19 protein-coding genes, 1 tRNA gene and 5 pseudogenes are annotated in these 24,044 nt (G+C 66.6%); 12 read left to right on the forward strand and 13 right to left on the reverse strand.

All coding sequences use genetic code 11. The features are described from left to right. Positions 1-120 precede the first annotated feature (120 nt). From NHF48_RS14065 to NHF48_RS14075, 3 genes are all read left to right on the forward strand, one after another. Positions 121-888 (forward strand): MJ0042-type zinc finger domain-containing protein, encoded by a 768-nt coding sequence (locus tag NHF48_RS14065; protein WP_253071456.1) that lies wholly within the window; start codon positions 121-123, stop codon positions 886-888. A gap of 168 nt (positions 889-1,056) precedes the next feature. Continuing rightward, positions 1,057-1,143: transfer RNA gene (locus tag NHF48_RS14070), tRNA-Leu, on the forward strand. A 77-nt stretch (positions 1,144-1,220) separates the two neighbouring features. Then, positions 1,221-1,373: a hypothetical protein gene (locus NHF48_RS14075; protein WP_253071457.1), complete on the forward strand. Its 153-nt coding sequence runs from the start codon at positions 1,221-1,223 to the stop codon at positions 1,371-1,373. Positions 1,374-1,491: 118 nt separating this feature from the next. Here NHF48_RS14075 and NHF48_RS14080 read toward each other — a convergent pair whose 3' ends face one another. The 7 genes from NHF48_RS14080 to NHF48_RS14110 all read right to left on the reverse strand — a co-directional run bounded on the left by NHF48_RS14080 (position 1,492) and on the right by NHF48_RS14110 (position 10,360). After that, positions 1,492-1,743, reverse strand: coding sequence for a hypothetical protein (locus NHF48_RS14080; RefSeq protein WP_056064202.1), 252 nt, complete (start codon positions 1,741-1,743; stop codon positions 1,492-1,494). A gap of 18 nt (positions 1,744-1,761) precedes the next feature. Continuing rightward, positions 1,762-5,064, reverse strand: a complete 3,303-nt coding sequence (locus tag NHF48_RS14085) for a hypothetical protein (RefSeq protein ID WP_253071458.1) — start codon at positions 5,062-5,064, stop codon at positions 1,762-1,764. Next, on the reverse strand, positions 4,983-6,794 hold the full coding sequence (locus NHF48_RS14090; protein ID WP_253071459.1) for a DUF11 domain-containing protein: 1,812 nt from the start codon (positions 6,792-6,794) through the stop codon (positions 4,983-4,985). The genes NHF48_RS14085 and NHF48_RS14090 overlap by 82 nt, the downstream gene beginning before the upstream one ends. A gap of 83 nt (positions 6,795-6,877) precedes the next feature. Then, on the reverse strand, positions 6,878-7,969 hold the full coding sequence (locus NHF48_RS14095; RefSeq protein ID WP_263816897.1) for a hypothetical protein: 1,092 nt from the start codon (positions 7,967-7,969) through the stop codon (positions 6,878-6,880). A 119-nt stretch (positions 7,970-8,088) separates the two neighbouring features. Then, complete coding sequence (locus NHF48_RS14100) at positions 8,089-8,562, reverse strand: hypothetical protein (RefSeq protein ID WP_253071461.1); 474 nt, start codon at positions 8,560-8,562, stop codon at positions 8,089-8,091. Between the two features lie 11 nt (positions 8,563-8,573). Next, positions 8,574-9,506: a hypothetical protein gene (locus tag NHF48_RS14105; protein WP_253071462.1), complete on the reverse strand. Its 933-nt coding sequence runs from the start codon at positions 9,504-9,506 to the stop codon at positions 8,574-8,576. A 392-nt stretch (positions 9,507-9,898) separates the two neighbouring features. After that, on the reverse strand, positions 9,899-10,360 hold the full coding sequence (locus NHF48_RS14110; RefSeq protein ID WP_056488335.1) for a hypothetical protein: 462 nt from the start codon (positions 10,358-10,360) through the stop codon (positions 9,899-9,901). Positions 10,361-10,828: 468 nt separating this feature from the next. Between NHF48_RS14110 and NHF48_RS14115 the strand changes: the two genes are divergently transcribed. From NHF48_RS14115 to NHF48_RS14140, 6 genes and pseudogenes are all read left to right on the forward strand, one after another. Beyond that, complete coding sequence (locus tag NHF48_RS14115) at positions 10,829-11,893, forward strand: type III polyketide synthase (protein ID WP_253071463.1); 1,065 nt, start codon at positions 10,829-10,831, stop codon at positions 11,891-11,893. Continuing rightward, complete coding sequence (locus NHF48_RS14120; protein WP_253071464.1) at positions 11,890-12,570, forward strand: methyltransferase domain-containing protein; 681 nt, start codon at positions 11,890-11,892, stop codon at positions 12,568-12,570. The genes NHF48_RS14115 and NHF48_RS14120 overlap by 4 nt, the downstream gene beginning before the upstream one ends. Continuing rightward, the gene (locus NHF48_RS14125) at positions 12,549-12,692 is read left to right on the forward strand and encodes an FAD-dependent monooxygenase (RefSeq protein ID WP_253071465.1); all 144 of its coding nucleotides are present in this window, start codon (positions 12,549-12,551) and stop codon (positions 12,690-12,692) included. The genes NHF48_RS14120 and NHF48_RS14125 overlap by 22 nt, the downstream gene beginning before the upstream one ends. Then, a complete protein-coding gene (locus NHF48_RS14130) occupies positions 12,667-13,638 on the forward strand; it encodes an NAD(P)/FAD-dependent oxidoreductase (RefSeq protein ID WP_253071466.1) in 972 nt (323 codons plus the stop codon). Before NHF48_RS14125 ends, NHF48_RS14130 begins: the two co-directional genes overlap by 26 nt. 31 nt (positions 13,639-13,669) lie before the next feature. Further along, positions 13,670-14,080, forward strand: coding sequence for a peptide-methionine (R)-S-oxide reductase MsrB (gene msrB / locus NHF48_RS14135; protein ID WP_253071467.1), 411 nt, complete (start codon positions 13,670-13,672; stop codon positions 14,078-14,080). 44 nt (positions 14,081-14,124) lie between these two features. Continuing rightward, positions 14,125-16,298, forward strand: a pseudogene (locus NHF48_RS14140) (PBP1A family penicillin-binding protein). Here NHF48_RS14140 and NHF48_RS26020 read toward each other — a convergent pair. From NHF48_RS26020 to NHF48_RS14155, 3 genes and pseudogenes are all read right to left on the reverse strand, one after another. Then, a pseudogene (locus tag NHF48_RS26020) lies at positions 16,274-16,949 on the reverse strand (M48 family metallopeptidase). The pseudogenes NHF48_RS14140 and NHF48_RS26020 sit on opposite strands and share 25 nt — an antisense overlap. A 3-nt stretch (positions 16,950-16,952) precedes the next feature. Continuing rightward, positions 16,953-17,387 (reverse strand): YcgN family cysteine cluster protein, encoded by a 435-nt coding sequence (locus tag NHF48_RS14150; RefSeq protein ID WP_133020171.1) that lies wholly within the window; start codon positions 17,385-17,387, stop codon positions 16,953-16,955. Continuing rightward, positions 17,384-17,935, reverse strand: a complete 552-nt coding sequence (locus tag NHF48_RS14155) for an SCO family protein (RefSeq protein WP_253071468.1) — start codon at positions 17,933-17,935, stop codon at positions 17,384-17,386. The genes NHF48_RS14150 and NHF48_RS14155 overlap by 4 nt, the downstream gene beginning before the upstream one ends. Before the next feature lie 121 nt (positions 17,936-18,056). On the opposite strand from NHF48_RS14155, the gene NHF48_RS26025 reads away from it, so the two are divergent. Beyond that, positions 18,057-18,767: an ankyrin repeat domain-containing protein gene (locus tag NHF48_RS26025; RefSeq protein WP_446741158.1), complete on the forward strand. Its 711-nt coding sequence runs from the start codon at positions 18,057-18,059 to the stop codon at positions 18,765-18,767. 70 nt (positions 18,768-18,837) lie between these two features. Here NHF48_RS26025 and NHF48_RS14165 read toward each other — a convergent pair whose 3' ends face one another. The 3 genes and pseudogenes from NHF48_RS14165 to tsaD form a co-directional block, all read right to left on the reverse strand. Beyond that, on the reverse strand, positions 18,838-19,287 hold the full coding sequence (locus tag NHF48_RS14165) for an MmcB family DNA repair protein (protein WP_253072435.1): 450 nt from the start codon (positions 19,285-19,287) through the stop codon (positions 18,838-18,840). A 118-nt stretch (positions 19,288-19,405) separates the two neighbouring features. Further along, a pseudogene (locus tag NHF48_RS14170) lies at positions 19,406-20,384 on the reverse strand (NAD(P)H-dependent glycerol-3-phosphate dehydrogenase). Positions 20,385-20,393: 9 nt separating this feature from the next. Beyond that, positions 20,394-21,409: pseudogene (tsaD, locus tag NHF48_RS14175) on the reverse strand (tRNA (adenosine(37)-N6)-threonylcarbamoyltransferase complex transferase subunit TsaD); the annotation flags it as partial. A gap of 64 nt (positions 21,410-21,473) precedes the next feature. On the opposite strand from tsaD, the pseudogene hemC reads away from it, so the two are divergent. Further along, a pseudogene (gene hemC / locus NHF48_RS14180) lies at positions 21,474-22,381 on the forward strand (hydroxymethylbilane synthase). After that, positions 22,378-24,003, forward strand: coding sequence for a uroporphyrinogen-III synthase (locus NHF48_RS14185; protein ID WP_253071469.1), 1,626 nt, complete (start codon positions 22,378-22,380; stop codon positions 24,001-24,003). The pseudogene hemC and the gene NHF48_RS14185 overlap by 4 nt, the downstream one beginning before the upstream one ends. Positions 24,004-24,044: the final 41 nt, after the last annotated feature.

Raw genomic sequence — 24,044 nt, forward strand, 5'->3', positions numbered from 1 at the left:
CCCGTATCGGCGCTTTGCCATGAAAGCGCGCGCCGCTTCAAGCTTGCCACATATGCGGGCCGCGTGCTTATTCGGCACGAGATACGGTCGCGCTCCGGCGGCCGCTGGTGAAGCGTACCCATGATCCTCCAATGTCCCGAGTGCAGCACGCGCTATCTGGTCCCCGACAGCGCGATCGGGACCGAGGGGCGCACCGTGCGCTGCGCCAATTGCAAGCATAGCTGGTTCCAGGCCGCCGCACCGGACGTCGAGGATGCACTGAAGATCCCGGAGCCGACCCCACTCGCGCCGGCACCGCCACCGCTGGCCCCGCTGGCGCGGCCGCCGATTGTCGAGCCGGCGGAACGGTTCGCGCCATTCGTCCCCGCCGCACCGATCGCCCCCGAGCCTGCGGTCTTGGCGCCCACATTCGTTCCGCCGGCAACGCCGCAGATCGAAAACCTGCCGGTTCGCCTGCGCCGCAACACCATGCGGCGTTGGACGATCGTCGCGGTACTTGCCGGGCTGCTAATGCTGATCGCGGCGGGAGCGATCGTGTATCTCGGTGCGCCCGGAGTCGCGGCGAGGCTAGGTCTCGGGATCGGCAGCGACGAGACGCCGCTGCGGCTGCGCGACAATCCGATCGAGCGGCGCGAACTCGACAACGGCTCGGAACTGTTCGCAGTCAGCGGCCAGGTCACCAACCCGTCGAACCAGCGCCAGCGTGTGCCCGACATCCGCGCCGAACTCCGCGATGCGCAGGGGCGGCTGGTCTATAGCTGGACGATCACGCCGCAGCAGCGGACTCTGGCGCCGGGCGGTGCGATCGATTTCAACTCCGCAACGCTGAACGTGCCCGCGAACTCCAAGCGGCTCGAGCTGAGCTTTGCCGGCGAGGCGACGCGCTGAGTCTACGATCGCCCCACGCCAGCGGAAAATCATCGCGTTGGCGCTGGAAAAAACGTGACGATCGGATTTGGATAGCGGCTTTTTCGCAAAGGGCGTTGCACGATGCAGAAACCCTTGCTAGTGGCGCTCGCCTACCAGATGCCGGGTCCGCCCGGTGATGTTTCATGGGCGGCCATGGCGGAACTGGTAGACGCGCAACGTTGAGGTCGTTGTGGGCGAAAGCCCGTGGAAGTTCGAGTCTTCTTGGCCGCACCATTTTTTCAGATCGAGTAAACACCCCCTTCGAGGGTCCCCCCTTCGCAGCTGTGCGTTGGGCTTGGCGGAGGCATTGCATGAGTTCGATCGACGACACGATCATCGATACGCCCGAGGGGCCGATGACGTTTGCGCAGTGGAAGAAGAAGAACCCGGTCCAGCTGCCTTCGCGCCGGACCAAGGGGAAGAAGCTGCCTAACAAGGTTAAGCTGACCACCGACGAGAGATAGCGGTGGCTATTCCCCTTCCGCTTGCGGGAGGGGTTAGGGGAGGGGCTGGACTATCGTAGGCCGAGGCGTTCGCGGCCATGCCCTCCCCCGACCCCTCCCGCAAGCGGGAGGGGAGACGTCAGTGCTTCCCCGAACTCCCTGACCCCTGCCTCGCCCGGATCATTCGCGCCTGGAACTTCACGCGCTGCCAGAACGTCGCGTCGTCGAGCCGCCATTGGCGGATCGCCTGCGTCGCCAGCGTCTCGATCAGCGCCTCGCTCGTCGCCGCGTCCTGCGCCGCGAACGCCCGTGCGAGATCCTCGACGCACGGACCGTGATCGGTAAAGTCGCGCGGCAGCGGCATGGGTGTGGGCTGGCTCGGCATCGGCATATATCTCTCTCCCTGTAATTAACGTCGACCACCGAACAGGGCGCGCGTGGCGCCACCGAGCGTCGTCTGGTCGAACTTCAGCCGCATCGTGACGTACGGCCCCTGCCGCGTGTAGCGGTCGTCTTCGAAATCGCGGTCGCGGTAGCCGGACACGTTGTAGCCGGCGCTGATCCACGTGTTCTGCGCGGGCGACACGCCGACCGACGGTCCGCCGCTCCACGACCACGCACCACGCTCCCACGCATGCTGGACCGAGCCGCTGACGCCGATGTCGAACCGCGTGCCGACATCCTGGCGCAATTCGAACCCGGTCACGTCGATATACCCGTCATAGGTATCGTCGGCGAAGCGCCCGGCGACGTATTTCGCGCCGTAATACAGCGTCGCCTCGGTGCCGTGGCCAAGCCCTTCCGGACCGGTGCGATAGTTGACCGCGAGGTTGTTGATGATCCGCGACGTCACCTGGTCGCCGCCGCCATAGGCCGGCACGCCGAGCGAATTGGTGTCGGTGAACCCGGCATCCGCGCTCTCGTGCCGCAGTTCGAGCCGTTCGAGCACCGACCAGCGGCTGTCGAGCGGACGCAACGCGAGCGCGACGTCGGCGGTGGCATAGGTCGCGACCGCACCGGTCTTGTCCTTGATCGTGTACCCCTTGATGCTCGACGCGAGTGTCTTGCCCTGCCCCAGCGTGCGCAGGAAGTTGGTGGTGATCCCCCAGCGATCGCCGCTGTCGGCATTGCGGTATTCGAGCCGCCCGTTCACCGACCAGCGGGCCTGGCGATAGGTCGCACCGAGCGTCACGGCGGCATAATCGCCATTGGTCTGGTCCTGCCCGACATAGCCACCCGAGGTGACCGGCTGGAACGCATTGACCACCGCGCCCTTGGGAATGCTGCCCTTCACCGTGTTGCTCGCGTCGAGCGTGCCGTCGATGGTCCAGTTTTTGCCGATCGGCAGCGATTGGTTGAGACCGTATTGCGCGTAGGTCCGCCCGCCATTCTCACCCATGGCCTGCTGGTTCAGCGTGCTCATCAGCTTGGCACCGGTCCACGGCGCGACGTCGAAGCCCAGTTGCTTGGTATGCGCTACATAGTCGTCGCCGTTCGCGATCTCGTAGCCGCCAATCAGGCGGATGCCGGGCGTGATCCGGTAGGCCAGCTGGATCTGGTGGCGGATCGGGAAGTCGACGCTGTCGCTCTGCCCGCCCGGTGCGAACTGGGTCTGTGCGGTGACGCTCAGCTTGCTGTCGAACAGCAGCTGCGTGCCGCCGACCGTGAGCAGGCGGCTGTCACGGTGCTTGCCGTCGATGCCGCGATCGGACGCATATTGCGCGCCGACGAAGATCGTGCCCGATTCACGGCGATATTCGAGGCGGGCGTCCGCCGCGGTGCGCGTTCCCGCGCTGTCGAGCTGCTGCTGATGCCAGGCAAGCCCCGTCAGGCTAAGCTTGTCGGTCAGGCGAACGCGACCGTCGAGCCCGAATTTCCGCGTGCCTGCCTCGACCAGGTTCTGCTGGCCAACGCCGAACGCGGTATCCTGCTGCCGAGCATAGGCGAGCAGGTCGAGCTTTGCACCGTGATGGTCGATCTCCGCTAGATAGCCGAGCCCCCGACCCAGGCCGCCACGACCGCCCTTGGCGATCTCGCCGCGGACTTCGGTGTCGGCGGTGACGCGTGCCTTGATGTCCGCACCGAGCACGGTGGCCTTGCCGTTGGTCTCGTCGCGGATCGCTGCGATGCCCACCTCGACACGACCGTTCGCGAGCTTGGTCGCGACGCGCGCGGCGGCGGCCAGCTTGGCGGATCGGCCGCTCTCGACCTCGTAATCTGCGACGATGAAGATCGGATTCAGGTTGCCGTCGCGGCTCAGAATAGGATTGCGGAAGCGCACCGTGCCCATCGACGTATCGATGTCGTAGTCGATATGCCGCGTGAGTTCGGTGGTCGAGACGATCAGTTCCGAGCGGAAGCGATCGCGCGTCTCGAGCCGCAGCTTGTCGCTGTTCGGGACGATGTTACGTCCCGACAGGCGGTAGGGACCGGACAGGCCGTTACCCTGGATTTCGTCGCGCGAATACAGCGTGTCGGTATGCGCCGCGAATCCGGTCGCGCGGATCCGTTTGCCCTCGTAGGCGGTTTTCACGCCGTTGAGTGTGCGGTTGTAGCGAGTCAGCTGCGTTTCGGTAAAGCCGGTCTCGAAATCGCCGAACAGCGCGTAGAACTCGCGACGCTCGAGCCGCAGGTACAGCTTCCGGCGGGTCGCCGCGTCATAGCCCTGGCGCGAGCCGTCGCCATAGACGGTGTAGTAGCGGTCAGGGTCGATCGTACCGAGCAGACCGCGATCGGGATCGTATTTGCGGTCGCTGTCATAGGCGATCGTCGCGAGCCACGAGCCCTTGACGCGACCCTTGGCGTAGAAAGCGAGCTGGCCGTCGGTGACGACGCTGTTGCGCTCCGACCGTGGCAGGCCCGACTGGCGCTTGCTGAGCATGTCGTAGCCGAGCGAGCCAGCGCCGAAGCCGACCACGACCCAGTCCTTGGCGGACGCGGCGAGCCAAGCGCGAACCTCGTTAGTGTGGACGACTTTCTCCTCGGTCAGCGCGACCGCGATGCGGACCGCGCCGGCTTGCGTGGTCGGCTGGAGCGCGAGGAAGGCGAGGCCATCGTCACCCACCACGAGCGCAGTGTTCGCCGAGCGTTCGCGACCAGCGAGCTGACGGCTCTGTTCGAGCGCGACTTCGACGGCGGCGGTATAGGGCTGATCGACCGTGAACGGCACGATCGTCCCCGCGCGAACCGGGCGACCGGTCTTGTCGGTCACGCGCACCGCGATCAGCGGGCGGGTAAGGCCATCCGCGACCAGCCGGCTGTTGGCGGCATCGAACACCGCACGGACCGGCAGGCCGGCATAATGCACGACCCGGTCGAGCGTCTTCACGACGCTGCCATCGGCGGCCAGCACGCGTGCCTGAAGGCGGTTGTCGCCGTTGATCAACGGGATGCCGGTCCAGCGCGAGACCGCGATGTCGGTGCCGTCGCGCGTATCGGTGCCGTCGAACGCGAGCGGTTCGACCTGCTTGCCATTAATCGTGAGCGCGACACGCTGGTTCGGCAGGTGCTTGATCACGGCGCGGACGACCGGCGCGCGTGGATTATGGTCTGCGAGCGGGAACAGCCAGTCTACACCCGCGGTCTGGCCGCTGGCGAGCCAGTCGCGGCTGCCCGCGGCGGTGGCGTCGTCTAGGGCCGTGATCGGCAGTCCGGCATCGACGGCCTTGCCCTTGCCGGTCGGCTTGAGCTGGAAGTCGACGCGCTTGAGCAACCCGCCATCACCCTCGACGAAGCGCGAGATCGGGCTGTTCGCCTGGCGCGTGTCGATGTCGCAGGCGACCGGCGCGTGCGTCGCGGGGATGCTCGTCGTGTCGATCTGGACGACGTGGCGACCGGCGCGGACGCCCCTCGAAGTGATACAGACCGTCGCGATCGGTAGCGACGAACGTGCCGTCCTCCATCAGCAGGCGGATTCCTGGCACGCCCTTGCGCTTGTCGACCGGATCGCCGCAATTCCCCTCGGTTACGCGGCCGATGATCGTCATCGCGTCGGTGAACAGCAGGGGGACGTAGGCGCACTGAGGCCGCAGCCTCGTTGCTGGTGACAGTGCCCTGGCCGACGACGCGGGCGCGGTTGAGCGCTTCGCCGGTCGGCGCACCGGGGGCGATGCTGACGACGTATTTCAACTCGGTCGAGGCACCGGCGGCGAGCACGGGAATCACGAAGTCGAGCGTGCGGCCGTCGGTCGACACGGTCGGCTCATCACCGCCGCGCGCGGAATTGCGCTCGTAGCGCAGGCCCCGAGGCAGCGTATCGGCGACGTGGAGTCCGCGCGCCGAGACCTTGTCGCGATTGGTGATTCGCAGCAGGTACTGGACGAATTCTCCCGGCGACGCCTCGCGCACCGATGCCGTCTTGGTCAGCAGCAGCGTGCCCGCGCCGGGGCTGTCGAGCGGAATGTCGGCAGAGAAGGGCTCGGGCGTCGACAGCGTCAGCGAACCGCCGAAGCTGGTATCGTTGAGGATGAACGGCGTGCCCTTAGGGTCCTTCAGCGTAGCCAGCGTCGCACGGTCGACGGTGGACGGCGCGGTATAGGTGCCGGGCGGCGCGACCTTCAGGAAATAGCGGCCGGGTGCGGTCAGCGGGAACCGATACCGGCCGGTCTCGCCCGGATACACGCGGCCGCTGGCGTCGGTGACCGGTTCGCCGGTGACGACGGTGGAGGGATAGCGGCTGACACCGTCGTCGCCGAACACGGTGGCCGGCTGGCCGGTCTCGTTGACCAGCGAGACGGTGGTGCCGTCGACCAGCGCGCCGGTCCGCGAATCGAAGGTGTAGCCGGCCGGATCGATCAGCAGCGACGCCATCGAGGCGAGGCTGTAGCCGTCCTCGACGAAGCTCAGCTTGATCGTCGCGCCGCGCATGTTGCGGATGTCGCAGGCGGCGAGTTCGGGATGCTTGCCCGTCGCGCTCGCAGGGATGCCGCCCGCGAAGATGCCGCTGTCGGCCGCGGTTTCGATGAGCGTCAGCGTCGTGTGGATCGTCCCTACATCGACCGCGATGACTGCCGTCTCGCGCACGTCCGGGTCATGGTTGCCGGCTTGGTTGTCGAGCACCAGGATCATGTCGGCATAGATGTCGATCGCCGCGACCCAGGGTGATTTGGCGAAGGTTGCCGCGTCGATCGGCGCGGGTGTGAATTGGAAGCTGGGGGTAGTCTGGCACGTCGCGCCGGTCAGTTCGTAATTGGGCGGCGGGAGGTGGAATGTGAGCGTGGTCGGGCGCTTGGCCCGGTTCACGTCGAGTGAAACCGTATTGGACGGCACCGCGCGTACGCCGGAATCGCTGGCCGCGTCGTCGAACGACAGCGTCGCGGTATTCTGGATACGCGTCGTCTGGACACCCGTCTGCGCGGCCGCCGGCAGGGTGCCGACGATCAGCCCGAGTAGGAGCGTCAGGAACAGGGCGCAAAGGCGCGAAAGGCGACGGAAGCTGGACATGAAGGGTCCTCTCCCGACGCGCGTCTCCACGCGCCGGGATCGGTCGTTCCTTTATCGAGGGATGGGGTTTACGAGTGGCGAGTTTAGTTGATCGTCACTCGGAACGCGGCCGCTACCGATGTTCCGCCAAGCAGCGTCGGGATCGTCGCAGTCACCTTCTTCGTCGCGCCGTTGTAAGAGCCCGTATAGAGAAGGAGAGGCACGGTGGTCGAACCGTCATCCGCCAACGCTACGCCATCAAGGATACCCGACAACACGCAGCTCGTGCCAAGCGCGATCGCCCCGATCTTTAGCGAATTCGGGACATAGGTGGTGTTGGCAGGAATGACGTCGGTCAAATTGACATTGGCCGCGGGCACCAATGCTGTCGCGTTGTTGACGACCAAGCAATATTGGACCGTCGCGCCGGGAATCGCCTTTGGCAGCGTTAGGCTGACGCCGTCCGAAATCACCATCGACGATTTGGTCACACTCAACGCAACGTTACGCGTTGCGATCGTATAGCCCGAAACCGCACGGCCATATCCGTTATTGGCGAGGTCGCCGAAACCGGAGTCACCGTCTGCGAAGACAACGTCGATGGCGTTGTCGCGGTTGGCGACAAGCGCGTTCGATACGAGGGCTGCGCCCTTCTGATTAACGGTACCGCCTTCGGCGATTTGCGCAATCAGCGTCACACTGGCAAGCGAAGCAGCTTGGTCTGCGGGAATATCGGCGACGATGAAGACCGTAGCCGTCTCATCAGCCTTAAGTTCGTCGATATAGTCCAGCTTGTCCTTGGTCGCATCGAATTTCTTGTCGCCGTCGTCGACGAAGATCCTGATGTTGTCCGCGAGGAAGTTTGCGCCCGCGAACAGGCCGCCCAGAAAGTTCCGATCATAAGTCAGCCGGAAGTCCTGGGTCCCGTTGGTGTTGTTCGTTACGGTGAACGCTACCACAGCATCCTTTTGGCCGATCGCAACCTCGGTATTACCGCCGATCGGCGCAACCGTTAGATTTGCCTTCAGATCGACTTGAAACGTCACGACGTTCGACGTCGCATTCTGCTGTACGCCGTTGACGGTATAACTCGCCTGCGCGGTATTGGTGATCACCGTCCCAGCGGCGGTGCCCGCCGGCCCCGGTGGCGTTCCGGCTTGCGCGGATGCAGTACCGGCCATTGTGCCGATCGACACGATGGCAGCCGTACCGGCCAGTAGCGTGCGTATTACCCCTGTTGCATGCATGTCTGATAATTCCTTGTCTTAATATTGTCAGGTTTGGAGAGAGTGTGTGTCAAAGGAGGCTGGCCGGATCATTTCAGGACAGCCTGGAACGCGAACTGGCCCTGCGAACCGGCCGCTAACGGGCTCGCGAGGCGCCACCGGACGCTGGTGACATCGTTGGGGCTCGCCGCATGCGTGCTGCCGTCGGGGCTGCGGACGCGGAGGGTGGCGAGCGAACCGAAAGTCTTGCCGTCGACCGAGACGTCGGGCGCGGGCGAACCGGGATTGGCAGATCGATAGGCGATCTGGCGCGGCAACGGGTTGTCGAGCACCACGTTCGCCAGCGGCTGCGCACCGGTGTTGCGATAGGCCAGGATGAAGATCACCTTGTCGCCCGGCGTCACCCGCGACGGCTTCACCAGCGTGACCCGCGTGGTGCCATCGGGCGCGGCACTGCGCGCCTCGACCATGATGCTGCTGGTCACCTGCAAGGGCCCTGCGGCGGCGGACGCAACGGCGGCAGTCGACGCCAGGATGGCGGCAATCATCGGACGTGAGATCATGGCTATGCTCCTCATTGGATCTTGGCTTTGAACTGGACGGTGTGGGCGGACGCCGCGGCGACATGGCCGAGCGCGACGGTGATGCTGGGGCCTTGCGTGCCGCTTGCATCGAAGCGGCCGGCATCGCCGTCCGCGCCGTCGCTGAGCGGTGCGCCGTCGAGGGTCAGGCTGCCGGGAACGAAGACGGTGCCCGCGGGAATCGGATCGGCGATCCGCGCACCGGTGACGGCATCGGTGAAGCGCGCCTCCAGCGTATAGGTGATGACCGCGTCGCGTACCGCGTTCTGCGACCCGTCGGCGGCGCGCACCGACTGGCTCTTGAGCAGTACCGGGCCGGTGGGGCCCGTGCCGATCGGAACCGAGACGGTGGCGAGTGCGCCGGTCGGTCCGACGACCGCATCGCCGCCGCCGTCACCCGCGCCGGGGTAGGAATTGCCGCTCGTCCCGGATCCCGTGGTCGAGCGCGCAGTAACCGTCAGCACTGCGTTCGTGGTGCCGCCGTCCGGCGTTGCTACCAGGATCGCGAGCAGCTTGATCGACTGGCCGGGTGCCAGGAGCGGCGTCTTGCTATCGGCCGGCGCGACGTCCTTGGCAGCGTCGTAGCGGCCGTCGCCGTCGGTATCGATCACCAGCGTGCGCAACGTCGCCATGCCGGGCGACATTGATGCGGCGAGCGTGAACGCTTCGGCGCCATTGTCGAGGTTGGTCAGCGTGAAGGGGATCGCGACGGGCTGCGTGGTGACGACGATCGCACCCTGCCCGTCGCGGACCAGCGCTACATCGAGCCGTTCGGCGACGATGATCGTGACGGTGTTGGAACTGGTCGACTGCGCCGTACCATCGGCATCGTACCGCAGGCCGGCGGTATTGACGATCGGCGTACCCGCTGGCGTGCCGATTGGCGTCGCTATCGTTGGCGTCTGGGCAAGCAACGGCTGCGGCAATCCCGCGCTCAGTATGCAGGACAGCAGGCAAGGTGCCGCAGCGCGTCGAAACCGCCCGCACTTTCCTCCATGCTGTGACATCAGACGAATCAATTTTCTTCCCTTCGATCGGGAACAAATTGTCCGAAGCCACTTAATCAAATACTACGAAATCATAATGGGATCATAAAGCCAAACTATGATAGTTAATGTGACAACATCCGTTTTCAGATGAACGACCGTTACATCGCACAGCAAAACGGTATCTTTCGTCATTGCCGTTCTATTGTGGAGCAATCCAGAACCGTAGTGGCTTTATTTATGCAGATACTGTCCAGACGCAAAAAGACCGGCCAGACGACGTCCCTGGAGAAGACGCGTCATGGCCGGCCGTGACAGGCGTAGTGTTCGAGTTAGTCGCGAAGAAGCGCGCGCAGATAAGCCTTCATCTGCTGGTCTCCGGTATAGCTCAGCGATATCTCGACGCGCCGCCGGTCGGTCGGGTCGGTGACGCGGTCGATCAGCTTCAGCTTGTGGAGATGTTCGATCCAGCGCTGCGATGTGGTGACGGGTGCGTCAGACATGCTGACCAGCGCCTTGATGTTCATCGGCATACGATCGTCGCGCGATGCGAACAGCGCGAGGAGCATATCCCAAGCCGGTTCATGGAACAGTTCGCCGGGCAGGAACTGCCGCCGTAATCGCCGTTGTTCTAGCACCGCATTCGCATGCTCGACGAGCGCGGCATCATTCGGTTCGTTCCCCGCCGGTACCGGTTCCGCGGCCTTGGCGACCCGTCCGTTGAATTCTTCGGCGACCGCCGACAATTTTGCAGTCAAATCCTTGATCAATTCCACGACGGTTTCGTTTTTCACCAAAGGCTCCCCATTGCCATCGACCTGTTACCATCGCCCCCCGATCGGAACCGCCATGCCCGCAACCTGTCGCTGCTATCGCACGTCAATCCTCGACCACCCCAGATACGGGCTGAGATACCCCGACCTTCGAACTAAACGCCAAAACTTCAGCGCCGTCCTGCTGATTTGTTAAATGCAGAAACGCACGTCAACAAATAGAACTATATCTAGGTATGATATTCAAACTTATTTTATATTAATCAAATCGTTATGGGTCTTATAAGCTCGCCAGCTGTCCATTTTGGGTTTGGATGAGAACCACGAACCGGTATATTTATAACAACGCGCAAGTTGGGGTTGAGGATGCTTTACGGCCAACATATCGCTTCGGACGCGAAGCCGATTTGCGACGAACAGATATAGCGTGCGTCCCATAGTCCGATCGAACGTGCCATGCGTTGGGCGTCGATCGCAGGAAAGGGTATCGTGTCCGCTTATCTCAATGCCGTAGGGTCCGCCGTTCCCGGTCACGATATCCACGCGGCGTTCATCGCCTGGGCGCGATCGCGGGTCGATGCCCGTGCCGAGCGCGTGTTCGACCGGATGGCGTCGCGGTCGGGGATCGGGCACCGGTGGTCGGTGTTGCCGCCGACCGCGGACGGTGGCTCACCGGTCGACGATTCCGGCTTCTACGCCGCCGAGCCGCATCCGGGGACAGCCGCGCGGATGGTCCTCTATGCCGAGCACGCACCCGACCTCGCGATCCGCGCGATCGAGGCGTTGCGCGAGAAGGTCGCGGTCGAGGGGATCACGCATCTGGTCGTGGCGAGCTGCACGGGCTTCGTCGCGCCGGGGATCGACCAGATCATCGCGCGTCGCCTCGGCCTATCGTCGAGCGTCGAGCGGCTGCTAATCGGTTTCATGGGGTGTTACGCGGCGATCGTCGCGTTGCGGAGTGCGCGGCATATCGTTCGCTCCGAGCCCCGCGCGCGCGTGCTGGTGGTGACGGTCGAGCTTTCCACGCTGCATCTGCAACCTGCCAACGACATCGAGGCCCTGCTGGCGATGCTGCAGTTCGGTGATGGGGCTGCGGCGGCGCTGGTGACGGCGGATGCGACCGGGTTCGCGCTCGAAGCGCCGTTCGCCGCGTCGTTGCCGGATAGCGAGATGTTGATCCGCTGGGACGTGACCGATGCGGGCTTTGCGATGCATTTGTCGGGCGAGGTGCCGGGGCGGATCGCCGCGGCGCTGTCCGACGAGGAGTTTCGCGCGATCGTGAGTGCGGGTCGGCCGCCCGAATCGATCGACGGTTGGGCTGTCCATGCCGGCGGGCGATCGATCCTCGATGCGGTCGAACATGCGATGCATCTGAGCCCGGATGCGCTGGCAGCGTCGCGGCAGGTGCTGGCGGACAATGGCAACATGTCGTCGGCGACGTTGATGTTCGTGTTCGAGCGACTGCTGGCCGGGTCGCCGGTCGCGCACGGCGTGGCACTCGCGTTCGGGCCGGGGCTCGCGGCAGAGGGCTTCGGATTCCGGAGCGCGGCATGAGCCTCGCGGTCCGCAGCCAGGCCGAAGAGTTGATGGACGCCGACGACCTCGACGCGGCGACCTATGCGGACGTCGTCGGCGATCTCGCGACGGTCAACACGGTGACGATGGCGCGCCGGCCGACGCTCGACTTTCTCGCGCGTGCGACTGCGGGGCGGAAAAGCTTCCGGTTGCTCGACGTTGGGTTCGGCGATGGTGACATGCTGCGCCGGATCGCACGCTGGGCGAAGGCGAAGGGTATCGAGGCCGAGCTGGTCGGAGTCGACCTCAACCCGCGCAGCGAACAGGCGGCACGGGCGCATGGCGGGGCAATCCGCTATGTCACGGGCGACTATGCCGACCTTGCCCATGAGCCGTGGGACGTGATCGTCAGCAGTCTCGTCGCGCATCACATGAGCCACGACCAGCTGATCGCGTTCCTCCGGTTCATGGATGGCCATGCGAGCGCGGGGTGGTTCGTCAACGACCTCCACCGGCATGGGTTTGCGCACTGGGGCTTCCCGGTTCTCGCGACGATCGCGCGCTGGCATCCGATCGTGCGCCATGACGGCACGTTGTCGATCGCCCGCAGCTATCGCCCCGACGAATGGCCACCGCTGCTGGCCGAGGCCGGCATCACCGAGGCGAAGGTCCGCCGCGTCTTTCCGTTCCGGTTATGCGTCGAACGCCTGCGCTGATCGTCGGCGGCGGGCTCGCCGGCGCCGCGACCGCTATCGGGTTGGCGCGTGCCAGCCTGCCGCATTTGCTGGTCGAGCGATCGCGCGAGACCGGTGATGCGATTTGCGGCGGGTTCCCTTAGCTGGCGGACGCTGGAAACACTCGGCGGGCTTGGGATCGATCCGGATACGCTCAACCCCGACCGTGTAACACGCGCGCGCATCTTCGCGGGCAATCGCCGAGCGGAGGCCGCCCTGCCCCATCCGGCGGTCTCGGTCACACGTCATCGGCTCGATACGGTCATGCTGGATGAAGCCGAACGGCTGGGTACGCCGGTCGAACGTGGCGTCACCGTGCGCGAGCTCGATGGGACGAGCGCGCGGCTCGCAGACGGTGCGACGATCGCGGCCGACGCGCTGTTTCTCGCGAGTGGCAAGCACGACGTTCGCGGGATGGCGCGCCCTGAGGATGCGCGCGGTGCCGACCCGACCTTGGGTATCCGGGTTCGGATTGCCCCCTCGCCTACGCTAGCCAAAGCGCTCGCGGGCGGCATCGAGCTTCACCTGTTCGACCGCGGCTATGCCGGCTTGGCGATGCAGGAGGATGGCACTGCGAACCTCTGCATGGCGGTTCACCGCTCGCGGTTTCAGGCGGCAGGTTCCCCCGCGCAACTACTCGAAGCGCTTGGTCGAGAGATGTCCGCGCTCGGCGAATGGGTCGCGCTGATCGACCCGAGCGCACAGATCGATGCGATCGCGAACGTCCCTTACGGCTGGCGCCAACGCACCGGCGCCGACGCGCTCTTCCGACTGGGCGATCAGGCCGGCGTGATCCCCTCTCTCGCCGGCGAAGGTATGGGCATCGCGCTCGCCAGCGGAGTCGCCGCCGCGCGCGCCTATAAGAACGGTGGCCCCGCCGCCGCAGCGTCATGGCAGGAAGATTTCGCCCGCCGCCTCGCTCGCCCGATCGGCATCGCCGGCATCGTCCGCCACATCGCCGAGAGCGAACGCGCCGCCTGGCTACTTCCTTTCCTGCGCCCCGGACTGATCCAGGTCATCGCCAACGCAACCAGAATGGGGCAATCTTGAAAACCGCCCCGTCAGCACGAGATGCATGTCCATGGACCAGCTCAATCTTTCCGAGGCCGAATGGCGCAAGCGGCTAACCCCCGAACAATATCATGTGCTGCGTGAAGGCGGCACCGAGCGCGCCTTTGCGGGCGTGCTGAACGACAACAAGGCCGACGGCATCTACCGGTGTGCCGCGTGCAGCAACGAACTGTTCGACAGCGCCGACAAGTATGATTCCGGCTCGGGGTGGCCGAGCTTCACCCAGCCGATCCGCCCCGATGCGGTCACCGATCACGCCGATCGCAGTCACGGCATGACCCGCATCGAGACGCGGTGCGCACGCTGCGACAGCCATATGGGGCACGTCTTCCCGGACGGTCCGCCGCCGACCGGGCAGCGTTATTGCATGAACTCGCTCTCGCTTGAATTCCGGCCGCGCAAAGCGAACGTCGCGGCCTGATGTCGCTTGTAGGGCGGGACCATCGCGCGTAATTCTGCGGCCACATGGCTCGTACGCGTTCTGCTCCCCCGTCCCGTCGGTCCCCAACTCCCCCGGCGTCACGCTGGCGGCGGCGGCTGGTCGTCTTTCTTCAGGTCATGGTCGGGATCGGCGTCCTCGCGCTCGGTGCGCTGGCGATCGCGGTGTATATCGCGATGTCGCAGCTTCCGAGTTTCGACAGCCTGAAGTCCTCTCCCAACGGCCAGATGATCCGCGTCCATGCCGCCGATGGCACCGTGATCGTGTCGATGGGGCCGAGCTTCGGCGAGTGGCTGCCTTACGGCCAGATCCCCAAGGTGATGCGCGACGCGACCGTCTCGGTCGAGGATCGCCGCTTCCGCTCGCATATCGGCGTCGATCCGGTCGGCATCGCGCGCTCCGTGAAGGTACGGTTCGATCGCGGCCACTGGACGCAAGGCGGCTCGACGATCACGCAGCAGCTGGCGCGTACCGTCTTCCTCAACAACCAGAAGAAGTTCGGCCGCAAATTCCGCGAGGGCATCCTGGCGTTCGCGCTCGAATGGAAGTTCACCAAGGACCAGATCCTCGAACTCTATCTGAACAAGGTTTATTATGGCGGCGGTGCCTACGGGATCGACGCCGCAAGCCGGAAGTTCTTCGGCCACGGCGCGGATCATCTGAGCCTCGCCGAGGCGGCGGTCATCGCCGGGCTGGTCAAGGCACCGTCCAACTACTCGCCGACCGCTGATGCCGAGGCCGCGATGGGCCGAGCCGGTGTCGTGCTGGAGACGATGCAGGAAACCGGTGCGATCACCGCGTCCGAGGCTGCCGATGCGGACGTGTCCGGGCTGAAACTCGCGCCCGAGCCCAAGCAGAACAGCGTCCGGTATTTCACCGACTGGGCACTGCCACAGCTCGATACGCTGATCGACGAGACGACCGAACCGCTTGAAGTCTGGACGACGCTCGACCTGACGATGCAGCGCCAAGCGGACGACGCGATCCGCGCAAATGCCCCACCCGGCGCACAGGGGCGCGCTGGTCGCGCTCGATCGTGGCGGTGAAGTGCGGGCGATGGTCGGCGGCAAGGATTACGTCTCGTCGATCTACAACCGTGCGACGCAGGCGGTTCGCCAGCCGGGCTCGTCGTTCAAGCTGTTCGTATACCTCGCCGCGCTGGAGGCGGGTCACAAGCCGGAGGATTCGATCGTCGACGAACCCGTCACGATCAACGGCTGGAGCCCGCGCAACGATTCGCGGCGCAACTCCGGCGCGATCTCGTTGCGCACCGCGTTCGCCTATTCGCTCAACACCGTCGCCGCCAAGCTCGGGCAGGAGGTCGGCTTCGCCACGGTCGCCGACATGGCGCGGCGGTTCGGCATCACCACGCCGGTCAACGTCCATCCGTCCATGGTGCTAGGCACGTCGGAAGTCCGCGTGATCGACATGACGCGCGCGTTCGCGTCGGTCGCGAGCAAGGGGTGTGGCGGTGACGCCGTACGGGATCACGCGCGTCACGGCGAATGGCCAGACGATCTACACGCATGAGGTCGACCGCAGCCATGTGCTGGTCGCGCCCTATGTTGCCGCCGAAATGACCGACCTGTTGCAGACCGCGGTCAACACCGGCACCGGTCGCGCGGCGCAGATCGGTCGGCCGGTCGCGGGCAAGACCGGCACCACCACCGCGTCGAAGGACGGCTGGTTCCTCGGCTTCTCCAGCGGGATCACCACCGGCGTGTGGATGGGGCGCGACGATGCCAAGCCGATCGCCGGCCTGCACGGCGGCACCGCGCCGGCAAAGGCTTGGGCGGCGTTCATGAAGCCGGCGACGGCCAACCGCCCGATCGAGCAGTTCGATACCAAGGTGACGCTACCCGAGTGGCAGCTCGAGCCAGACGAGGAGAGCTATTTCGGCCAGCCCGACAATGGCCAGATGGCGGTCGATGCGGACGGCAATCCGATCGAGCAGGGCCCGCCGCCGGTGCCTACCGACGCGCAGACCGGCGATACTATTCCGCGGCCCGATGCGGATCAGCCCGAAACGCCGGCGCCGCCCCAGCAGCAGATGAACCAGGACTGGATCGACCGCGTGATCGGGCGTGAGCGGCGCGAGCCGTCACCGGCTGGGCGGCAACCGCTCCAACGCGATGTGCCCCGCGATCAGGTGCAGACGCAGCGCTTCCAGAGCGATCAGGAAGAGCGTCCGAACCAGTGAAGGCCCGCGCCGTGCGTCCTTAGCCAGACGCGCGCGGGTGTGGGGTCTTCGCCGTAGAGTTGCTCGACCAGCGCGTGGAAGACCGGCGCGTGGTTCATGTGGACGCGGTGTGCGACTTCGTGCGCGACGGTGGCGCGGCGGACCCAGCTCGGCGCGAGGATTAGCCGCCAGCTGTAGCGGATGACGCCGCTCGCCGCGCAGCTGCCCCAGCGGCCCTTGGCATCGCCGACCGCGACCTGGGCGACACTGACCTTGGCCTTGGCGGCGTATTCGGTGGTCTCGGTCTCCAGTACGGCGAGCGCGGTGCGTTTGAGCCATGCCTCGACGCGGCGCGCGATCGTTTCGGGGGGGCCTGACAGCGACAGGACCGAGCCCCTCGCGAACCACGGTTCGGCGACTTCCGGGTGCCCACTCGATCGTCAGCGACTCGTCGGCGACGGTGAGGACCGCACCGGGCACGAACGGGCGGGGCGACGGAAGCAACGCGCGCTGTTCGGCGATCCAGCCCGCCTTGTCCTCGGCCCAGGCCAGCGCCTGCTTCAACGCCGCACGCTTGGGTAGGACCAGCCTAGCCCGGCCACTCGCGGGATCGATCGACAGGCGCGCGCGGCGTGCGCGCGGGTGACGGACGATCTCCAGGCCCTCGATCACCTCTTACAGCTCGCGATCGATCACGTGGTATTCGAGCTCGCCCGCCTCGTCCTCGCTGATCGTCCAGCCGCGCACCGATTGCTTGGCGCGGTGGACGGCCTCGCGGTCGCCGCAGACAAGGTAGTGCCATTCGGGCAGTTGCTCGCCGGCAGCGCGCAGGCGGTAGGCGCAGGTCGAGGGCAGCCAGTCGATCCCGCGGACGTTACCGGTCGTCAGCCGCACGCATTCGGGGACATAGGCGTGGCGGTGGCGGTAATCCGAGCATTGCCCGCTGCGGCGGTCGAGCAGGCGGCACGAGACGTTGGTGGCGACGAGTTCGCCGGTATCCTCGTCCTCGAGCTTGTGGATGCAGCATTTGCCGCAGCCGTCGCACAACGCTTCCCACTGGCCGCGGTCGAGCTGGTCGATCGGCGTATCTTCCCAGAAGCGCGCGCTCACCGGGCCCAGCGCTTGATTTCCGTCACCACTGCGTCGGGCCCTTGTTCCTGTGGCAGCAAAGCGAGAGGCTTGCCGTCAGGGTCCATCAGATAGGCCTGGCGCGAATGGTTTACGAGGTAGCCGCCGCCGGGGGAGGCGTCGCCCTTGCTGGAATAGACCGCGTACTCGGTCTTGATCTTGGCGATCTGCGCGTCGGTGCCGGTGAGGCCGACCATCCGCGGGTGGAAGGCGGAGACGAACTGCTTGAGTACCGCGGGCGTATCGCGTGCCGGATCGACGGTCACGAACACCGGCACGATCTTCGCGGCCAGCTCGGGATCGCTCGATTCGAGCTTTTTCACCGCAGCGCCGATCGCCTGGACATCCGTCGGACATACATCGGGACAGAAGGTGTAGCCGAAATACATGATCCGGTATTTGCCCGCGAACGCCTGTTCGGTGACGGTCTGCCCGTTCTGGTCCGTCAGGGTGAACGCGCCACCGATCCGCGCGCCTTCGAGCGGCGGCTTGGCGGGGGGCTGGGATGAGTTGCACGCGGACAGCGCCAAGCCGGGCAGTGCGAGCGCGCAAGAGGAGGAAACGGAGGGTCATGGTCCCGCCAGCCTTGATCTGTTCGCTACTGCGGCGCAAGCGTCACCGATATCCAGGACGAACCAAGGAAGTCTCTCGATGCGTATCCGCCTGATGCTCGCCGCTACCCTCCTGACGCCTGCGCTCGCCTGCGTCGCGGCGCCCGCGTTCGCGCAAGGCCAGTCGGAGGGCTACAAGTTCCTGTCCGCGGTGCGCGATGCGAAGAACAACGACGTGCTGGAGATGCTCGGTAAGCCCGGCAGCAACATCATCAACACTCGCGACGTGACTAGCGGGGAGGGCGCGCTGCACATCGTCATCAAGCGCAGCGACGAGGTGTATCTGCGGTTCCTGCTGCAGAAAGGCGCGGATGCGAACCTGCGCGACGGCAAGGGTAACACGCCGCTGCTGCTGGCCGTGACGCTGGGCCAGACGAACATGATCCCGATCCTGACCGCGGCGGGGGGCGAACCCGAACCTGGCCAATTCGGCAGGCGAGACACCGTTGATCCGCGCGGTGCAGCGCCGCGACGTGGGCATGATCCGGGTGCTGCTGGCCGAGAACGCCGACCCCGACCAGGCGGACATCATGGCGGGCATGTCCGCCCGCGCCTATGCCAAGCAGGATGGACGCAACCCGATCGTGAGCAAGCTGCTGGAAGATGCGCCGAAGAAGGTGCGCAAGGCGGTTTCGGGCCCGAAGTTCTAAGCTGGAGTTACGGTCGCCAACGCCGCCAGGACCACGACAGGCTCCCCTCTCTGGAAGGGAGGGGCTGGGGGTGGGTTGGCCCGCTTGTGACGCGACCGTAGCGCGATACGGAAACCGACCCACCCCCGACCCCTCCCTTCCAGGGAGGGGGGGAAGACAGACGCCCTGGACTCAGAACGCCAGCCCGTCCGCATCCGGGTCCATCTGCGCGATCAGCCGCCGTGCCGCGCGCCGGGCGAACGCGAGCGTACACCGCTTCCGCACATGCGCCGGCAGCGGCACGGTATGCGCCTCCCGCACGATCGCCGCATCATAGCGATCCGCCACGATGATCCCCGTCCGCTCCGGCAGGAACGCAGGCCCGTTCAGGGGCCCGACGTCGAATCCAGCCGGGACTGCCCAGAAATACCGGTCGCAATGGCCGAGATAATCCGGCCACTTCCCATCGCCTAGCAGATCGGCGCGCGACACCTTAATCTCGACGATCACGATCTGGCCACGCGCATCCACCGCCATCAGGTCGGCGCGGCGGCCCCCGTCTAGCGGCACTTCGGTCATCGCGGTGAGGTCGTGGCGCAGCAACATCCGGATCACGCCGCGCGCCACGTCGGCAGCGCACATTACCGCATCGGGAGGCGATCCAGGTTTGTCGATGCAGGAGTCCGGCGGCATGTCGAGCATGCGCCGGAAATAGAACAATCCGCGAACGAGGCAAGCCCATTCGCGGATTGCCTGCCGGTCAGCCCGCCTCGCCCTTCAGCGGCCGGGCGAGCAGGTCGCCGATGACGTCGCTCACCGGCGCGCCCTCCAGCAGACGGCAGACGGCTTCGGTGATCGGCATGTCGACGGGCGCGTCGCGTGCGGCTTCGCGGAGGACAGGCGCGGTAAAGGCGCCTTCCGCGACGGTCCGGCGGTCCGCCAGCAAGGTTGCCGCCGAATCGCCACGCCCGAGGCCGACCCCCCAGCGAGAAGTTGCGCGAACTCGTCGAGGAGCAGGTGAGCACGAGATCGCCCAGCCCGGAAAGCCCCGCCAGCGTCTCCGCCCGCGCGCCGCGTGCCAGGCCGAACCGCGTCATCTCGGCGAACCCGCGCGCTATCAAGGCCGCCCGCGCGTTCTGGCCGAGCCCTGCCCCCTCGACCACGCCGCAACCGATCGCGAGCACGTTCTTCACCGCGCCACCGATCTCCGCGCCAGCGACGTCGGTCGAGGCGTAGGTGCGGAAATGCCGCGCCGCGAGGCGTGTCGCGAGCCGCTCGCCGAGTTCCGCATCCTCGCAGGCAAGCGTCACCGCGGTCGGCAGTCCGGCAGCGACTTCGTACGCGAAGGTCGGCCCCGAGAGAACGGCGATCGGCGCGCGGGGGTGAACCGCGCGAGCGACTTCGCCAACGAGCCGCTTGCTCCCCGCCTCGATCCCCTTCGCACACAGGACGAGCGGTATGCGGCCGATCGGGGCGGCGGCGAGGACGCTGCCAACGTGCTGGGCCGGCGCGACGACGAGGATCGCATCCATGTCGGCCAGCGCGGCGAGGTCGTCGGTCGCGCGGATCGTCGGCGACAGCGAAACGCCTGCAAGGAAAAGCGTATTCTCATGGGCGGCGTTGATCGACTCGACCACCGCGCCCTCGCGCGCCCATAGAATCACGTCCCGGCCGCCATGCGCCGCGACTTGTGCCAGTGCAGTGCCCCACGCCCCGCCACCGATGACACCGATCTTCATGCCTTCACCCCCCGCACCACGCACCGCTTCGGCATTCGGATCGAGCGGCCAGCGCGGGCGGGCGGCGACGTCGAGCGGATCGGTAAGGCCGGCAGCAAAACGCTCGGCCCCCGCCCAGCCGATCATCGCGGCGTTGTCGGTGCACAGCCACAAGGGCGGCGCGACTAAACGGAGACCGTGGACGCTAGCGAGCCCTTGCAACGCAGTACGAACCGCGGTGTTGGCCGCGACTCCGCCGGCGACGACGAGCGCAGTAGCGCCGTGCGAGGTCCGTAGCGCCTTGGTCGTGCGGTCGATTAGGCAGTCGACCACCGCCGCCTGGAACGAGGCGGCGATATCCTCGGGCGAATATTGGCCGACCACGCGCGCGACCGCACTTTTCAAGCCGGCGAACGAGAAATGCGGTTCGGCCGAGCCCTTTAGGGGGGCGCGGCAGGGGGACGGCCTTGGGATCTCCCAACGCCGCGGCGCGCTCGACGGCAGGGGCCACCGGGGAAGCCCAAGCCCAAGAGCTTGGCGGTCTTGTCGAACGCCTCGCCCGCCGCGTCGTCGATCGTCGTGGCGAGGCGGCGATACGCTCCAACACCCTCGACCAGCAGCAACTGGCAATGCCCGCCCGATACGAGCAGCAGCAGATAGGGAAACTCCAGGTCCGGATCCGACAGCCGCGGCGACAGAGCGTGACCCTCGAGATGATTCACTGCGATCAAAGGCTTGCCCGCGGCGTGCGCGAGAGCCTTGCCGGTAACGAGCCCGACCATGACCCCGCCGATCAGCCCCGGCCCCGCGGTCGCGGCGATCGCATCGACGTCGGCCAGCGTCAGCTTCGCATCGGCCAGCGCCGCGACGATTAGCGGCTCCAGCGCCTCGACATGCGCGCGCGCGGCGATTTCGGGGACGACGCCGCCGAACGGTGCGTGCGCCGCTTCCTGCCCAAGCAGCCGGTGTGCGAGGACCTGCCGGTCGCCGGTGACGAGCGCGGCGGCGGTTTCGTCGCAGGAAGATTCGATGCCGAGAATGATCATCGCGTGTCTGTATAGGCCTGCGTGAAGCTTGTCGAAGGGGGCCCCTTTCTGCATGGCACCCAGCATGACAGTATTTCGGCTCGGTACGCGCGGTTCGCCGCTGGCGCTCACCCAGGCAGGCCTGGTCCGCGATGCCCTGTGCGCGGCGCATGGCTGGTCGCCCGACATGGTCGAGACGGTCGTGATCCGAACGACGGGCGACCGCGTGCAGGATCGCGCGCTCGCCGAGATCGGCGGCAAGGCACTGTGGACCAGGGAGCTCGATCGTGCGCTGCACGACGGCGACATAGACTGCGCGGTCCATTCGATGAAGGACGTCGAGACGATCCGGCCGCACACGCTGAGGATCGCCGCAATGCTGCCGCGCGCCGACGTGCGCGATCGACTGATCGGTGCGGAGACCTTCGCCGACCTCCGCCCGGGCGCCGTCGTCGGCACGAGTTCGCCGCGACGCCGCGCGCAGATGCTGCGGCTGCGGCCGGACCTGGAGATCGTGCTGATCCGCGGCAACGTCGATACGCGGCTCGGCCGGGTCGCGAGCGGCGAGATGGACGCCACGCTGCTCGCCGCCGCGGGGCTCGATCGCCTCGGGCGCGACGACGGCCATGCGATCCCGACCGACATCATGCTGCCCGCACCGGCGCAGGGCGCGGTCGGGATCGAGGTTCTCGACGGTAGTGCCGCGCACGCGATCGTCGCCGCGATCGACCATGCCGACACCAGCCTGTGCGTGCTGACCGAGCGCGCGTTGCTGGCCCGGCTCGGCGCGGATTGCCACTCGCCGGTCGCGGCGCTCGCGTCGCTGGCGGCGGCGAGACGCTGACGTTGCGCGCCGAGCTGATCGCCGAGGACGGGACGTGCGACGTCGCCGGATCGATCGAGGGCGGCGCGGGTGAAGACCTGGGTACGATGCTGGCGGTAGACCTTCTCACGCGCGCGCCAGCCAGCGTCCGTCGGTTGTTCGCGGCATGACATCACCTCACGCGGTCGTCGTCGTGCGGCCGGAGCCCGGCAATGCGCGGACTGCGGCGGCGCTGCGGGCGCTCGGGCTCGACGTACGGCAGGATCCGCTGTTCGCCGTAACGCCGGTCGACTGGAGCGTACCGGATCCGGCAGAGTTCGACGGGCTGTTGCTGACCAGCGCGAACGCGGTACGGCACGGCGGCACGGGACTGGACGCGTTGAAGCGCCTGCCGGTGGTCGCCGTCGGCGCAGCGACGGCGGCGGCGGCAACGGACGCGGGCTTTGCGGTCGCGGTGACGGGATCGGGCGATGCCCGCGACGCCGTTTCCGAGGCGCGCGATCGCGGTTTTGCGCGCCTGTTGCATTTGGCCGGGCGGGATCGTGCCCCGACCGGAGACGGGATCGAGGCCATTACGGTCTACGCGAGCGATGATGTGCCGATCGACGCTACGGTGGCGCAGTCGTTCGCCGATACCGTCGTGCTGCTGCACTCCGAACGCGCCGCGACCCGGTTGAAGGCTATGCTCGATACGGTGGGCATCGACCGGTCCGGAATCGAGATCGCCGCGATCAGTGCAGCCGTCGCCGAAGCGGCCGGAACTGGCTGGGCGACCGTCGCGATCGCCCCGCAACCGAGCGATCCCGCGCTCGTCGCGCTGGCTGCTGCTCGTGCGAACATACGCGCGATTGACCATCCGGTGCGCGGCGGGGATAAGCACGCCATGAGCGACCATGTGCCGACCGATCGCCCACGGGCACGCGGACCCAGAATGGGCGTTATCATCGCCCTCACCGCGCTCGCGTTTATCGCCGGGCTCGGGCTTATGGCTTATGCCGCGAGGAAGCTGCCCTGGTTCGGCGCCACGGCGTCGACCACCGCTGGCGCACCCGTCGCGGGCCAGAAAGCCGGCGCGAGCAATTCCGGATATATCCCGTCGCAACCGCTCGGTCCGGATGGCCAGCCCCAGGCGGCCGCGCCGGTCGACACCGCCGTGCTGGCAACCCGCGAGGCGACGCTGGCGGGCCAGTTGACCGCGCTCGAGGCACGCACCGCAGCGATCACCACCGACGCGGCGGCTGCCGGTGGGCAGGCGACGCGCGCCGAAGGCCTGCTGGTCGCGTTTCGCCGCGCGGCGGGCACTCGATCGTGGGGTCGGGCTTGGCTATCTGGAGGAGCAATTGCGCCTGCGGTTCGGGCAGGCCCAGCCGCGCGCGACGATGCTGCTGATCCAGGCGGCGCGCCAGCCGGTGACGCTCGAGGATTTGCGCCAGGGGCTCGATGCGATCGCGCCGGACATCACGAGTTCGACCGGCGAGAACTGGCTCGACACGATCCAGCACCAGATCGATTCACTGGTGGTCTTGCGCAAGGCGGGAACGCCCTCGCCGATGCCCGCCGACCGCCTCGCCCGCGCGCGGCGACTGCTTGGTGCCGGCCAGGTCGAGGCGGCCCGCGCCGAAGTCGCTCGCCTCCCCGGCGCAGCCCAGGCCGGCAACTGGATCGACGCGGCACGACGCTATGTCGTCGCCCGCCAAGCGCTCGACCTGATCGAGAACACGGCATTGATTGGCCAGGCGGGACAGCCGCAACCGGCGCCGGTCGTCATGCCAACGCCACAAACGGCAACTGAAACGGACACCGCGCCGGACCCGTCGGGTATCTGAGCTGAAC

Source organism: Sphingomonas sp. H160509, assembly GCF_024124765.2.
In the GTDB taxonomy this organism is placed as follows: domain Bacteria; phylum Pseudomonadota; class Alphaproteobacteria; order Sphingomonadales; family Sphingomonadaceae; genus Sphingomonas.

Coding starts and splice junctions, on each gene's coding strand:
- NHF48_RS14090 (WP_253071459.1), bottom strand. CDS start 6,794: ATGTCCAGCTTCCGTCGCCTTTCGCGCCTTTGCGCCCTGTTCCTGACG.
- NHF48_RS14075 (WP_253071457.1), top strand. CDS start 1,221: ATGAGTTCGATCGACGACACGATCATCGATACGCCCGAGGGGCCGATG.
- NHF48_RS14125 (WP_253071465.1), top strand. CDS start 12,549: ATGCGTCGAACGCCTGCGCTGATCGTCGGCGGCGGGCTCGCCGGCGCC.
- NHF48_RS14120 (WP_253071464.1), top strand. CDS start 11,890: ATGAGCCTCGCGGTCCGCAGCCAGGCCGAAGAGTTGATGGACGCCGAC.
- NHF48_RS14185 (WP_253071469.1), top strand. CDS start 22,378: ATGACATCACCTCACGCGGTCGTCGTCGTGCGGCCGGAGCCCGGCAAT.
- NHF48_RS14100 (WP_253071461.1), bottom strand. CDS start 8,562: ATGATCTCACGTCCGATGATTGCCGCCATCCTGGCGTCGACTGCCGCC.
- NHF48_RS14080 (WP_056064202.1), bottom strand. CDS start 1,743: ATGCCGATGCCGAGCCAGCCCACACCCATGCCGCTGCCGCGCGACTTT.
- NHF48_RS14065 (WP_253071456.1), top strand. CDS start 121: ATGATCCTCCAATGTCCCGAGTGCAGCACGCGCTATCTGGTCCCCGAC.
- msrB (WP_253071467.1), top strand. CDS start 13,670: ATGGACCAGCTCAATCTTTCCGAGGCCGAATGGCGCAAGCGGCTAACC.
- NHF48_RS26025 (WP_446741158.1), top strand. CDS start 18,057: ATGCGTATCCGCCTGATGCTCGCCGCTACCCTCCTGACGCCTGCGCTC.
- NHF48_RS14165 (WP_253072435.1), bottom strand. CDS start 19,287: ATGTGCGCTGCCGACGTGGCGCGCGGCGTGATCCGGATGTTGCTGCGC.
- NHF48_RS14130 (WP_253071466.1), top strand. CDS start 12,667: ATGCGATTTGCGGCGGGTTCCCTTAGCTGGCGGACGCTGGAAACACTC.